This window comes from Alteromonas sp. G5_S2_22_S1, from assembly GCF_054968525.1.
The window spans coordinates 399,040-412,995 of sequence record NZ_JBQKUJ010000001.1 but is presented as its reverse complement, the minus strand read 5'-3'; the positions used below and the strand labels follow the sequence as shown (position 1 = coordinate 412,995).

The 13,956-nt window shown below is 44.9% G+C and carries 12 protein-coding genes; 5 read left to right on the top strand and 7 right to left on the bottom strand.

What is annotated here, in order from left to right:
• Positions 1-293: 293 nt before the first annotated feature.
• Positions 294-1,304, top strand: coding sequence for an adenosine deaminase (locus ACTRWF_RS01850; protein WP_462835040.1), 1,011 nt, complete (start codon positions 294-296; stop codon positions 1,302-1,304).
• Between the two features lie 81 nt (positions 1,305-1,385).
• Here ACTRWF_RS01850 and ACTRWF_RS01845 read toward each other — a convergent pair whose 3' ends face one another.
• Positions 1,386-1,748 (bottom strand): Hpt domain-containing protein, encoded by a 363-nt coding sequence (locus ACTRWF_RS01845; RefSeq protein WP_024016103.1) that lies wholly within the window; start codon positions 1,746-1,748, stop codon positions 1,386-1,388.
• 188 nt (positions 1,749-1,936) lie between these two features.
• Here ACTRWF_RS01845 and ACTRWF_RS01840 point away from each other — a divergent pair, with 188 nt between their 5' ends.
• The 4 genes from ACTRWF_RS01840 to ACTRWF_RS01825 all read left to right on the top strand — a co-directional run bounded on the left by ACTRWF_RS01840 (position 1,937) and on the right by ACTRWF_RS01825 (position 5,787).
• The gene (locus tag ACTRWF_RS01840) at positions 1,937-2,233 is read left to right on the top strand and encodes a response regulator (RefSeq protein ID WP_462835039.1); all 297 of its coding nucleotides are present in this window, start codon (positions 1,937-1,939) and stop codon (positions 2,231-2,233) included.
• Positions 2,234-2,283: 50 nt separating this feature from the next.
• Entirely contained in the window at positions 2,284-2,502 is a 219-nt protein-coding gene (locus ACTRWF_RS01835) for an EAL domain-containing protein (RefSeq protein ID WP_462835038.1), read from the top strand.
• A gap of 207 nt (positions 2,503-2,709) precedes the next feature.
• Positions 2,710-3,621: a diguanylate cyclase gene (locus tag ACTRWF_RS01830; RefSeq protein ID WP_278383158.1), complete on the top strand. Its 912-nt coding sequence runs from the start codon at positions 2,710-2,712 to the stop codon at positions 3,619-3,621.
• A gap of 162 nt (positions 3,622-3,783) precedes the next feature.
• Positions 3,784-5,787, top strand: a complete 2,004-nt coding sequence (locus ACTRWF_RS01825; protein WP_462835037.1) for an ATP-binding protein — start codon at positions 3,784-3,786, stop codon at positions 5,785-5,787.
• Positions 5,788-5,821: 34 nt separating this feature from the next.
• Here the strand turns inward: ACTRWF_RS01825 and ACTRWF_RS01820 are convergent, their stop codons facing one another.
• The 6 genes from ACTRWF_RS01820 to ACTRWF_RS01795 all read right to left on the bottom strand — a co-directional run bounded on the left by ACTRWF_RS01820 (position 5,822) and on the right by ACTRWF_RS01795 (position 13,936).
• On the bottom strand, positions 5,822-6,022 hold the full coding sequence (locus ACTRWF_RS01820) for a hypothetical protein (protein WP_462835081.1): 201 nt from the start codon (positions 6,020-6,022) through the stop codon (positions 5,822-5,824).
• 193 nt (positions 6,023-6,215) lie between these two features.
• Entirely contained in the window at positions 6,216-8,651 is a 2,436-nt protein-coding gene (locus ACTRWF_RS01815; RefSeq protein ID WP_462835036.1) for a TonB-dependent receptor plug domain-containing protein, read from the bottom strand.
• A 242-nt stretch (positions 8,652-8,893) separates the two neighbouring features.
• Positions 8,894-10,447, bottom strand: a complete 1,554-nt coding sequence (locus ACTRWF_RS01810) for a solute carrier family 23 protein (RefSeq protein WP_462835035.1) — start codon at positions 10,445-10,447, stop codon at positions 8,894-8,896.
• Positions 10,448-10,955: 508 nt separating this feature from the next.
• On the bottom strand, positions 10,956-11,321 hold the full coding sequence (locus ACTRWF_RS01805; RefSeq protein WP_012518075.1) for an AraC family ligand binding domain-containing protein: 366 nt from the start codon (positions 11,319-11,321) through the stop codon (positions 10,956-10,958).
• Between the two features lie 118 nt (positions 11,322-11,439).
• Positions 11,440-12,675 carry an allantoate amidohydrolase gene (locus tag ACTRWF_RS01800; protein WP_462835034.1) on the bottom strand — a complete coding sequence of 412 codons (1,236 nt, stop codon included), beginning with the start codon at positions 12,673-12,675 and terminating at the stop codon, positions 11,440-11,442.
• Positions 12,668-13,936: an aminotransferase class V-fold PLP-dependent enzyme gene (locus ACTRWF_RS01795; RefSeq protein WP_462835080.1), complete on the bottom strand. Its 1,269-nt coding sequence runs from the start codon at positions 13,934-13,936 to the stop codon at positions 12,668-12,670. Before ACTRWF_RS01795 ends, ACTRWF_RS01800 begins: the two co-directional genes overlap by 8 nt.
• Positions 13,937-13,956 lie beyond the last annotated feature (20 nt).

The window sequence follows — 13,956 nt, the reverse complement described above, 5'->3', positions numbered from 1 at the left end:
ATAGTTTTGTGCGTTAAAGCAATAAACTGACCAATTAGTCAACTTGTTGGTGTGTTTTGTGCTAACTTAAAATTTTAGTACAATGAAAAAACAAAATTCATTGTATGACTTAACGTCATTAGCCAGGCGACATAAAGCCAGCCAAACGGTTAGTAAACACCATAGTTGATGTTAAAAAAACGCAAACAAAACCTAAATGAGCAATAGAACTCGTTTACAGATAGCATTAAAGATTAACTATAACGCACCAAATAAATGCATTCGCATTGTGATGGTGCAATAAGTGAGGGGCCATGTCGCTGTCATCCATAATTAACAACATTCCAAAGGCCGAACTGCATCTGCATATCGAAGGTAGCTTAACGCCTGAACTCATGTGGCGCCTAGCTAAGAAGCACAGTGTAACACTTCCTTATGCCAGCGTGAAAGAGATAGAAGCTGCATATAACTTTGAAGACCTGCAAAGCTTTCTCGATTTATATTACGCTGGTGCTGGCGTGCTTAGGGACGAAGAGGACTTTTTCACACTCATGTGGGAATACCTAAGCCGATGCCATGAGGAAAACATCGTTCATACGGAAATCATGTTCGACCCACAAACACACACCGAGCGTGATATTGGCTTTGACGTTTTTATGCCAGGCTTTCTACGGGCCATGGATAAAGCAAAACAAGAGTACGGCATTAGTAGTTATCTCATCATGTCTTTCTTGCGACACCTTCCTGAAAGCGCAGCTTTTGAAACACTCAGCGAAGCAGAACCGTATTACAAGCACATAACCGCTGTGGGGTTAGATAGCTCAGAGCTAGGGCATCCGCCGTCAAAATTTGAACGGGTGTTTAAGAAAGCGAAATCACTGGGCTTTAAAATAGTTGCTCATGCTGGAGAAGAAGGCCCCGCTTCTTACATTTGGGAAGCCATTGAGCTTCTTGATGTTGACCGCATTGACCACGGGGTAAGGTGCCAAGAAGATAAAGCGCTTATGGCACTTTTAAGAGAAAGGCAAATTCCACTGACTGTATGCCCGCTAAGCAACCTTAAACTGTGTGTAATAGACGATATGAAACAGCACAATATCGTTGAACTATTGAACGAAGGGCTATTGGTTACCGTTAATTCAGACGACCCCACATACTTCGGCGGTTTCTTAAACGACAACTTTGTAGCTTTACAAGAGTCTTTAAATATCGACGAAGATACCATTAGAACGTTGGCAGCAAACAGCTTTAAATCCAGCTTTCTACCTGAGGATGTTAAGCGCTCTTTTGTTGAGAAAGTCTTTAACGTGAGAAAAAGTCTTTAACGTGAAAGAAAACCTTTGATGTGAGAGAAAGTCTTTAACAATAGAAAAAACTTTTAACGTTAAATGACAAGGGGCACCCTACTACGCCCGCATTACATCAACGGTTTTTTTAATTAATTCGTCAAGCGCGGCCATGTCGCTTACTACGTTGCTAAGGTCGCCTTGCTTTGCTTTAACTTCAATTTCCGCTGCTTTTTCTCGAATGGCGTCAGCGCCCACATCGCCAGACACGCCTTTCATCGCGTGGCTATTAAAGCGCACGCCTTCGGCGTCTTCCGCCTCTGCGGATGCTTGAAGCGCATTTTGCTTTTGTTCGATTTGTGCCAAAAACATTTCAACAATGCGATTGAGTAGACCCTCGTTTCCCCCGAGCCTGCTTATTGCTGCCTCTTTATTCCATAACTTCTCTGTAGAGAGTGCGTGTTGTGCGTTTAACGTATCCATGACTATCACCAAATCAATTGTTTCGTACCACTTTATAGTAATTGTTGTGCTTTAAAAAAACATTAGTCAATTGCTTTGACTAATATTTTTACATAATGCATGGCTAATATATACTAAAGGCTAAAATTTTTTTGAGTATATCGAGCGATACTGAACTTGGTTAATTGTTCCACAGTGTGGTAATTCTCATGGATAGTGAGACACAGAAAGTAGTCATCATAGACGATGAGCCTACAACACTCTTGTTATTAGAAAGTGCAGTAGAATCTCTAGCAAAAGTCGTTACATTCTCTCAAAGCGTACAAGCGTTTGAGAGTGTTAAATTACATCGCCCAGACTTAGTTGTGCTGGATATAAGCATGCCTAAAATGTCAGGTTTTGAAGTGTGCAAGCAAATAAAGGTGTGTCCTGATACGGCTTCAATTCCTATTATCTTCGTTACATCCCACAGTGATATAGAAAATGAGCGCATTGCACTGTCCTAAGGCAGTTTCCACTTAACGTATTAAAAATAGATCGTTCCTTTATAATAGATATGGATACAGCGCAACAGGTGCACGATATTGTTACTGCAATCGTGCACTTAGCGTTAAGCCTCGAATTAAAGATTGTGGCTGAAGATATAGAGACGCAATCCCACTTTAATGGTTTAAAAGCTCTGGGGTGTCACCTAGGGCAGGGGTATTTTATGTGTCGCCCTATGCCAATGAACAATTTCTTTACAAAGTTCATTGATGATATTGATGTGGCGTGAAAAAGCAGTTTTTAGAAGCAAGTCTTAACACGTAAATTTACGTGCCATTTTTAATACCGATTAATTCCAAAAATATAGTGTTTTCAATACACATCTCTCTATAAGATGCTAGACTAGCTTTAATTTATGTGGTTTCAAAAAAGTCCTAGGTAACAAAGGCTATGCCTTATCCCTTCGCGGTAATATATTAAAAAATTAATGAATGGAATGGAAATAAAACCCTACTCAGCGTGCCGGGTACTAATTGTTGACGATGAACCGATGAGTCGGTTGTTGTTGGAGTCAATACTAGAAAGCGTTTTTCACTGCACTGTAGTGGAATCCGGTAAAGACGCTATATCTAACTGCGAGGAGTGTTTGCCTGACTTAGTGTTACTCGACATGAATATGCCAGACATAAATGGGCTCGAAGTATGTGCAACGCTCAAAGCATCCCTGACGACAAGCCATATACCGGTAATATTCGTTACCTCAACGATGGACATTGAAAGTGAAAATGCATGTTGGGAGGTTGGAGCGTCTGACTTCGTTATGAAGCCTGTAAACGCATCTACCTTAACGCACCGAGTCAAAACCCACCTCCAAAACAAGCTTCGTACTGAGTTTTTAGAAATGATGACATTTCATGACCAGTTAACGGGCCTGTACAACCGCATGTATCTGACCAAAGAAATCCCTCTGCTAATAAAACAAGTAGCGCGAGATAAAGAAATGGTTGGCGCGATAATGATTGATATCGACTATTTCAAGCTTTTTAACGACCATTACGGGCATTTAGAAGGCGATAATTGCCTTAAGAAAGTCGCGCAGATTATTGCAGACACCGTTAAACGGCCCAAAGATGCAGTGATCCGTTTTGGCGGTGAAGAATTTTTGGTAATTCTTCCCTACATCGATTATCAGGGAATAAAGCTCGTTGCCAACCAACTCGTGAAAGCGGTGAGGCAAGCAGGTATTGTGCACGAAAAAGGGATTAGCGGCTATGTATCAATTAGCGCTGGATATGCCGTATGGAAGGCAACGGACGTTGTAGACGAAGATTCAGCTTCACTTATCGAAGACGCAGATATTTCCCTTTTTGAGGCCAAAGAGCGAGGACGAAATCAGGCGAAAGGCTAACGTGTATAAAAAATTGCGCCCTTATCGCCCTACAATCTATCCTATTGTTTAATGTCGTAAACGAAATATAAACGCTACTATTTGGCATTATAGAAGAAGTCTAATGTCGCAGTGCTTTGTGCGCTGCAGTGTTTCATCGGTGTTGAGCTTAGGTAGCGAGCCATGGTTTATTTTGACGAGCAGTCGAGTTTAAATATTAAGTTGGAAGCACAGCTAAAAACCTCGTTAACGGGGTTAGTTCAGCGCGGCTGTGATTCGCTTGGTATCTTCCAAGCTATGCTACTGCAAATTGATGATGAGATAGTCAACGTTCTTGTAAAAGCCTCCTCTGCTTATCCCCCAAGCTTCAAATCGATTCCTTCTTTTTCTTCATGTGTTTCTGTAGATAACTGTTTCCCAGCTAACAGCGCAAAAGCATCGTCAGCCTTTAAGCAATGGTTTGCTACATACTTTAATGGCGAAAAGTACATTCGCGGGCGTATTCACAATCTCGACGGAAATCGCGTTTGTCTGGTTTTCATTAATGCCTGTCCGGCACAGTCGATAAACCTTGAGAAAGTGGCGTTACTCGATGACTGGTTAAATGTGATGCTTGAGAAGTTTCACGTTGAAAAAGCGGAAACTAACCAGAATACCCTGTACGAGAAGCTACAAAGCGTAGCAAATATTGGCACGTGGGAAGTAGATTTCACAACAAACGTTCTAACTTGGTCATCACAAACTCGTCGCATACATGAAGTGGACGACGATTTTATTCCTTCACTAGAAACCGCAGTGGGTTTCTACAAAGAGGGCTTTTACCGTGATGAGATTAGCCGCATTGTTTCTCACACCGTCGAAACGGGTGAACCATGGAGCGCAACCCTCGAGCTAGTTTCTGCAAAGGGTAACTCGGTGTGGATCGAAACCCACGGTATGGCAGAAATGAAGCAGGGTAAATGCGTTCGGCTGTTCGGCACTTGTCAAAATGTGAATAAGTCGGTTCAGCTTAGGCTTGAGCTCGAGGCCCGTCGTAAAGAAGCGGAAGCGGCGTCTAAAGAGCGTGGCATGTTGCTTTCGCGAATTAGTCACGAGTTGAAAACCCCGCTAAATGGTATTACGGGAATGCTTCAGGCCATCAAGTTTGAAAATAAAGACAATGTTCGTATAAGAAAAGCAGATATTGCATTGCACAGCGCCGACCGGCTTTTATCGTTAATCAACGATGTGCTTGACTATACGTCAATCATCAACGGAGAATTTTCCCTCAATTACAGCGATTTTTGTGTACGCTCATTAGCCGAAGATATCGTTGATGAGTTTAAAAGCAAATGTTCAGACAAAGGCGTCAGGCTTTATGCCGTATTGTCTTTTGACGATAACACCTATGTTAATGGTGATGCCGCAAGAATCAGTCAAGTTATTACCAACTTGCTGTCAAATGCCGTCAAATTTACGGCAAAAGGCTACATTTCTATTCAGGTCACCCTAAAGCAGCAGGGAGATATACCTATCTTGCTCGCCTCTGTCGAAGACACAGGTGTGGGCATGAGCGATGACATATTGTCGCGTATATTCAGACCCTTCCAAAACGATACCGACAGTGCATCAGAAGAATTAAACGGTAATGGTTTAGGCCTGTCTATCGTCAACCAACTGGTAGGAAAAATGGGCGGCGAGTTAGAAGTTCGCTCGAACGTGGGGAAGGGAACATGTTTCGATGTAGCCATCCCTATTGAAATGGCAACATTGGAAGAAACAGCGAACGAGGATGTCGAGATATCTTCTGAGCTTTTGACTGTGCCGATAAATATATTGGTCGTTGATGACAACGACATAAACCGCCTTGTGCTGGCCTCCATGCTTGAAAGATTTAACTACGTGCCCGATGAGGCAGACAATGGCGAAGTTGCTGTCGAAATGGCCCGGGCGAAAAGATATGACCTTATTTTTATGGACTGTGCGATGCCAGTGCTTGATGGGATGAGCGCAACGAAAATCATTATGCAAGAAGGGCTGCTATCAAAATACGGAAGAGTTGTCGCGGTAACCGCTAACACCACAGCCGAAGATAAAATTAGCTGTAGCGAGGCAGGAATGGCTGATTTTCTGTCAAAACCCGTGGTCCAGAACGACGTGACCGCGCAGGTTAGAACTACATTGAACGCAAAGTCTATCACCGCTTAATGCAAAAATGATTGCCAATAAGCGGCTTTTGCTTTTAGTGTGCCTTAGGAATTGAATGTTGTACTTCATTCCAGTGTTTAACGATGTAATCTGTTACCTGAGAGCCCACGCGATATGCTGCTTCAATAGCTGCATTCATCGCCGCATAGCCATCGCCCGAACTTTCAAGTTTAAGATTATCTGCAGCACTTAAGCTTGGCGGTTGCATCGTAAAATTACTCGCAGTACGTAAAATAAGAAGCGTAATTAGGAAAGTAAAAAGTTTTTATGAAGCAATATGCATGGAAAAAATCCTAAAAGCGAGCCAAGCACCGAAGTGACCTTCAGACAGTGTGCTGGGCTCTCTAGTAAAAGTGAGGAGACAAACTGTAAGTGGTTGTCGCGCTAACGTCTATGCTACGCACGACAACCTTAACAGCATTGGCTACCTAGAAGGTATAAGTGAATTTCGCGTTGAAGTGACGCGGTAATTCAGGAAGCACAATTTGGCTACCGAACAGGTCAGGGAAGTTAGAACGGAAATAACGCTCATCCGTTAAGTTTTTAACCGTTAGGTTAAACGCCCAGTCTTCTGCCTGATATGACAATCCCGCATTTACAAGCGTGTAAGCAGGTAGAGTAACTGCACCTGAATATCCTGAAGCTACTTCGTCGACATCTACAACACTTACGTTAGCGGCGTAGCCGTTCTGGAAGTCATATGTAGCTGTTAGCGTGTAGATATTTTCAGGAATACCGGCCTTTCGTCCGTCAGAATTCGTTTGGCCTTCACCCACTAGGTTTAAACCTGCAACATTTCCGCCGAACACTAACGAGGGATCATCAAGAGCGACTAAGTCATCTGCACCTAAGAAACCAAACTGGTTACCGTTAGCCAATGCCGTTAAGTTGATAACTTCGATATTGGTGTAGCCTGCAGATACAACAAGATTTTCATTAACCACCCAACGAAGTTCAAATTCAGTCCCTTCGTTATTGGTTGTGTTGTTGGTTACCGTATTCTGTGTATTAAAGTCGGTACGTTCTTGCTCAAAGAATGAAAGCGCGAAATAGAGGGTATCATCAACTAAAGAGCCTTTGACACCGTATTCTAATAACTCTGAGGTGTCGAAAGCGCCACCACCACCAGGTTGGTTGAGTTGACCTACGCCTATCTCAGCACCTTGGCCAGCTACCAGCGTAGCCTGCTCAGCAGCGGTGATGTATGGGATTAAACCAAATTCAAATTCATATGAAATACTCGTGTTCCACGACCAGCCGTCAACGGTTTCTTCCGCGTATACTGGTGTTTCATCCCCGGTGGCGCCAAGCAGCAAATCAGCGCGCGATGTACTTTCAATATCAATGGTGTCGTAGCGCAAACCAAGAACTAAGTTCAAGCCCCAGTCCCACGTTAAATCAGTCATTGCCGCGATACCTAAATCGAGGTAGTTACCCACATCATAGTTATCGTAGTTTTTGTCTGAACGGGTAGATAGTAGGCGACGGTCCAGCGCAGAGGATGGCATCGTCAGATCACGGCGATTGAAAAACTCGTAGGTAAAGTCATCACCGTGCTTAAAGTCGGTGTAACGTACTGATGGCGAGAATTGGAACTGTGCGAGTAAGCCGTCGTTTTCATATTCTGTGGCAAAAATAAGCTTGTCTTCTACCACCCAGGTGTCGTGGAACTGCGAGAAACCGTACGCATTTTCGTTAATGTTGTCATATGCATCATAGAATAGCTGGTTGCGAATTTCCCAATTATCCGTGTAGTAAATGGTATCGAAGTACAGCGTAATAGCTTCATTGCTTAGTTGATCATCAGGCGCTACCAGCGTTTGGCTACCACTTAAGGTCGTGGTGCCGGGATTTTCTAATGCCATTAAAGGATCGAAAAAGTCAGCTGTCACTGTGTCTAACGGAACGGCAGGGGTAAAAATAAACGGTGCAACTAAATCTGCGACTTCTGCGTATTCTTCGTGGCTGATTTGGCCATCGCCGTCGGTATCTAGCGGCTTCGCTGTACCAGTGACATAAGTGCCGTCATCCACTAGTTCTTGCGTTAAACGGTTCCAGCCAGCTACTTGGTTGCCATCGTAGTCATGGTACATACCGCCAAACTCAAAGCGTAAGTTGTCTGTGATATCTACATTGAAAGAGGCTTGAAGCACCGTTTGATCGGTTTGCGTATTATCGTAATAGCTATCTGAGTTCTCTAGCTCACCGTATATATAATAACCCATCTCTTTACCAGCAACGCTTGCTGGGCCGCCAACTTCGGCGGTTAGAATACTTTTATCCCATGAACCCGTGGTATAGGAAAGGGCACCGGTAGGGGCATCTAAATATTGCCCACCAGATGCGCGAGCAGATTTAGGGTTGAAGTTTAGGTAGCCGCCAATTTTAGACGGACCATAAATAGGTGACGCCGGGCCTCGAACAATATCAATTCGGCTTGATGCGCCAATAGGAGTAGGGTAGTTGCCTGGGTTATCAAGGCGCTTTACACCGCGAAAGTATGTTTCACCCGGTGTACCACGCACGTCAAGTGAACCGGCTACACCAAAGAATGACTGGGTGAATGTACCAGGCGCGAATGCGACCAATTCATCAATATCAGAAACGTTGAAACGCTCCATTTGCTCTTGAGAAATAGTGGATGCTGAACGCGGTGTTTCCAGAATAGATTTACCAAAGCCGAAAACAGACTCCACGTCTTGGCCTGGTAAGCTGCCTAGCGACCCAGTTACCTGAATCTTCTCGACATCTTTTTCTTTAACCTCTGTCTCTTCTTGCGCAAATGCTTGAGATGACAATGCCACTGCGGTAGTCATCGCAAACGCTTTTGCTAGAGGAGATAATTTGAATGTAGTGTTTTTCATGGTTTCCTCGTTATTTTTAGTTGCCCTTTTTTAGGGCTTTATCAACGCAACATTTCTATTGCGCCTTGCTGTATGCAAGAGGGTTAGCAGGATGAGTGCCAACCACTTAACCAGTTGGTCAACTTTTAACCTGCTCTTAAGTTTCTGAATTATAAAGATAAAAAATATAATGTTGTTCTTATATTGTTATTTTTATGTAAATAGTTAAGGTTTTTCTAATTTATGCACTTTTACGGTGATTTTTATCGTGTTTTTGCACTATAAAGGGAAAAGGCTGCATCTTGACGATGGTGAGTGCCCAGTATGGCTGTTATAGGTTTAGGAACATCGCGGCCGTTGTTAACCTCAAGACCCGTCTTATCTGCAAGGAAAGCGTTCGAGCTTTGTTTACCTTGGCGTATCGCCTTCTCGCGTTTGGCATTTTGTAACTGGTTTTCAGATGGCGTTTCACTCTTTGATTTGTGTGACGTTCTACCGGGTAAGGTTAAATCTAGTATGACAGCGGTAAGCCCTGCCGAAGTCACTGGAGAAAGCAAAATATTTTCAAGCCAATTAGGGAGTTCAGCTAGTGCCTGAGGCACCATCATTACACCTATGGCCATGCCCAAAGCGCAGGCCGTTACCAAACTACTGCGTCTATCTAGGGCATAACTTGCAAGTAGCTTCAATCCGCCTACGGCCACCATGGCAAACATAACCAAGGTTGCACCGCCTAACACAGGTTTAGGAATAGCTTGAAGCACGCCGCCTACCACTGGAAAGCAGCCAATAAACACGAATAGCCCAGCGACAAAAAAGCCTACTTTACGGCTCGCGATCCCCGTTAACTGGATCACGCCGTTGTTCTGCCCAAATGTGGTATTGGGAAAAGTGTTGAATATGCCAGCAAGCAATGAATTTACGCCGTCACCTAAAATGCCGCCTTTAATGCGACGTAAATACACAGGCCCGCTAACAGGCTGCTTACAGAAAAGGCTGTTGGCGGTGAGGTCGCCAGCCGTTTCTATGGCGCTGAATAAGTAAATAAGCGCAATAGGCAAAAATAAGTTGATATCAAAGGCAATACCAAAAGTAAATGGCGTGGGAATAGCGACGATAGACAATGAAGATAAACCGCTAAAATCTAGCCCTTTAGTAAAGGCAATATAGGTGGCACCTATTGCCATGCCGATAAAAATGGCGCTTAAGCGAAGCCAATGATTTGATGACGCGTTCAGAAAAACAATGATGAGTAATACACCTAGCCCGACGGTTAAGTTGTCGGTACTGGCAAAATCTGAAGCATTGAAGCCGCCGGCAAGGTCTGTCATGCCCACGTTAATTAGACTGAGGCCTATTGCGGTAATGACAATACCTGTGGTCAGTGGTGTGATAATTCGCTTTAAGCGGTTTACAAACAAGCTGAATACAATTTCAACTGACGCACCTGCCATCGTTAAGCCAAATAGCAGGGCTAGGATATCTTCAGGCGTGCCACCATTTGCTTTCACCTGACTACCGGCCAAAATTAATGCGCTGATAAACGCGAAGCTAGTACCTTGAATAGCAACAAGGCCACTGCCCACGGGCCCAATTCGCTTGGTTTGAATGGCCGTACCCACGCCGCTTACAAACAAAGCCATGCTAATCAAATAGGGAGTATACTCGCTTAACCCTAATGACGATGTGACGATAAGTGTTGGTGTAATTACGCCTACAAAACTGGCTAACAAGTGCTGAAACGCCGCGGTAAGTGATGGGAGAAATGCCGGGCTATCGTGTAAATCGTAAATTAACTCGCTGTTACCAGAAGACATGGTTATTCCTTATTTCACGCAGACAGTAAAAGCACTTGTAGACAAAGCACTTATTAATAAAGCACTGTAGAAGAAGTGAAGTGCGTTTGTTTTTTTGAAAGACGGGACCTCGGCCGTAAGTATCCACGCTTGCTGGCGGAGAACTCGACACGTTTGCGATGCGCTTTGTGAGCCCACACCCCTTTCGAACCAAGCGTTAGCATTTCTATCAACGACACGCGTGGCAACAAGGCTATGCGCACATGAAAAGCACAGCGTTAAAAAACGTAAGGGTGGTAAAGCAAATAACATGGCCGGATATAGGTAAATAAAGTATATCCATGAACTGCAAGATGTTGACCAACTGGTCTGTTTGTTTTGTGGTTTCCAACTGTTTGTTTTAGCTTGCTTTTTATGTGCTGTTTACGTGGGTTGAAATGTTCGGAATATGTCTAAGCCCCATTTTGGTGCCTAAACAAAAAAATGCGCTAAATTAGCGCATTTATTAACGTGAGTTGAGCATTTATTGCTAAAGCGTAACGCCTTCGTCCAGCGTGACAAAAATCGAGTGGCGCACTTCATTGTACATAGCCCGCGAGCAGTGGCCTTCACCTTCGGTATCTTCTAAAAGTAGGACGTCACCTGCACCAAATACATGTCGCTCACCGTTAGATACGGTAAACTCTGCGCGCCCTTTAATGATAAATAGCAGTTGGCGTGCTGGGGCAGGGTGCCATTTAAAGTCATAGTCGGCAGGCGTTTCTCGGAAAATGATTTTATCCGCGCCAAACTTTTCTGAAAGCATACCAATCGGCCCGCCGTCCTTTAGCGCAATATCCACTTCGCCGAAGTGACTTTTTCCCACTTCATCGTTGTAAATCCTTGTTATTTTCATTATTCACCCTTCAAAACTATCGTGGTTTTATCTTAAGAAGAAAGATAGCGGAACGCTCTCGCGATAAAAGGCCTTTGCCTTGAAATACGCTGACGTTGGCGCACGTTTGTTACACATGCTAAGCGTGTTGTAACTTGCTAATTGCTTTATAAAGCACCGACAAACTCGCCGCGACGTCATCGTGAGTGATAGACTCAGCAGGGTGATGGCTAATACCACCTTTGCAGCGGGTAAATAGCATTGCCACAGGGCAAATATCTGCAATTGCCATGGCATCATGACCTGCACCAGAAGCTAATGCCCGTGGCAATATTCCACTTTCTTCAACCCCGCGAATCAAGGCTTGCTTTAAGTGCGGGTCGCAGTGAACCGCGGGAGCGCTATGCGTTTGCTCACGGCTAAGCGTAATTTGTCGTGCTTTTGCAATGTCATCAAATTTTTGCAAAATTTCTGCCAACACAGAATCGCGCAAGTCATTGTCTTCACTTCGAATATCGAGTGAAAAACGGGTGCGACCCGAAATAACATTGACACCATTAGGGGCATTTTCAATTTTACCAACGGTAGCGACTACGCCAGGGCGCTGCAGGCTTATAGCTTCAACGGCTAACAGCATTTCTGCACTTGCACATAGCGCATCTTTTCGCATAGACATAGGTACCGTACCGGCGTGACCAGCCATTCCTTCAACCGTAAAATTAAAGCGCTTCGCGCCCGCTATTGCACTTACTACACCCACAGGTAAGTTTTCTTGCTCTAAAACGGGGCCTTGTTCAATATGCAGTTCTAAGTAGCCCAAAATATCGGTACGGGAAATAGCGGCGCTGTTAACGGCATCAAAGCTCAGGCCAAAATCCGTCATGGCTTGCTCTAAACTCACGCCGTTTTCATCTTTAAGGAAGCGCCATTGGTCTTGCCACTTACCAGTAAGCGCGCGGCTGCCTAATAGTGTTGTGCCAAACCGCGTGCCTTCCTCATCACAAAAGCCAACGATATCAATGTGAAATGGGAATTTAGTTTGGGTGCCGTCAAACATGGCTACCAGTGAAATAGCTGCAATAACACCCAGCATGCCGTCGTATTTACCACCATTTGGTACGGTATCTAAGTGGCTGCCCAAGATTAATCGCGGTGCATTGGGCACGCTAGATGTGTAGCGCCCCCAAATATTTCCCACCGCATCTTGCCAGGTCGTCATGCCTGCTTCAATCATCCAACCGGATGCAAGTTGGTTCGCTAACCTGTGTTGTTCGGTTAAGTAGCGCCTGTCTAAACAGGTGGGATCTTGGCTTAAGGTGCCCAAGGTTTCACACCGTGCCATAACCTGAGTGGCTAGTTCAGCGAATTCACGCATCCGCCACTCCTGCCGCTTTAGCTTCTGCATACACCGTTAATGCCGCATCTACCCCTTTGCCTGCAGGCGCATTAAACCCTTGCATTCGCAATACGGTTTCCAGAGATTGTAAAGTGTGAAGTACAGCATCTTCACGCGCGTTATAGCCCATGGTGCCAATACGCCATATTTTGCCTTTAAGGGGGCCGAAGCTGGTGCCAATTTCAATATTGAACCGCATAAGCAGCGTTTCCCGAACGGCTTCACCTTCAACGCCCTGTGGAATATGTACTCCCACCACGTTATACATTTTGTGTTTTAAGTCGCCAAAAGGCGCAAGGCCCATGGCTTGAATGCCGGCAAGCATGGCATCGCCAGCCACTTTATGGCGAGCTATAACATTTTGCTGACCTTCTTCTAAATGCAAGCGTGCGCATTCTCTAGCGCAATACAGCATGCTGGCAGCTTCTGTGTGATGGTTTAAACGCTCTTCACCCCAATAATCCATGATCATAGGTAAATCAAAATAATTCGAGCGAATTTTGGGGCCTCGGGCCGCTTCGTGATGGGCATCGCGAATACCCGCCTCAACGTGATGGCGCGTGCGTACCATCTTTACGAATTTATCGCTAAGGGTAATAGGCGCACTACCAGACGGGCCGCCTAAACACTTTTGCAGGCCAACGGAAACTGCGTCTAACTTCCACGCATCAACATCAAGAGGATTACCGCCGATAGATGCGGTGGCATCGCAGTAGAACAATACGTCGTGAGCCTCACATATTGCGCCTATGTCTTTGAGCGGTTGAAGCATGGTGGTCGACGTATCGCCCTGCACAATAGCCAGTAACTTCGGTTTTACTTCTTTAATTGCCGCTTCAATTTGCGCTGGTGTAAAGACTTCACCCCAAGGTACTTCGATAGTATGTACCTCGGCATCGGCGCGTTCGGCAATTTCAGCAAGCAAATGCCCAAAACGACCAAAAATAGGAACAAGTACTTTATCGCCTGGCTCTATGGCCGAGACGAGTACAGCTTCAATGCCAGCCCGTGAAGTGCCGTCAACCAAAAACGTCTGTTGGTTTTGGGTGTTAAAAACATCCCGGTAAAGCTGCATTACTTCATTCATGTAGCCGGTCATTACCGGGTCGTACTGGCCTACCAGCTGCGTAGACATGGCGCTTAAAACGCGCGGATAGCAGTTGATAGGGCCAGGGCCCATTAGCAAACGCGGCGGTGGAGAGAGTGGTGCCAAAGCCCCGTTAGAATTTGTTTTAGACATTTCGTGAGACATTAGGGCAC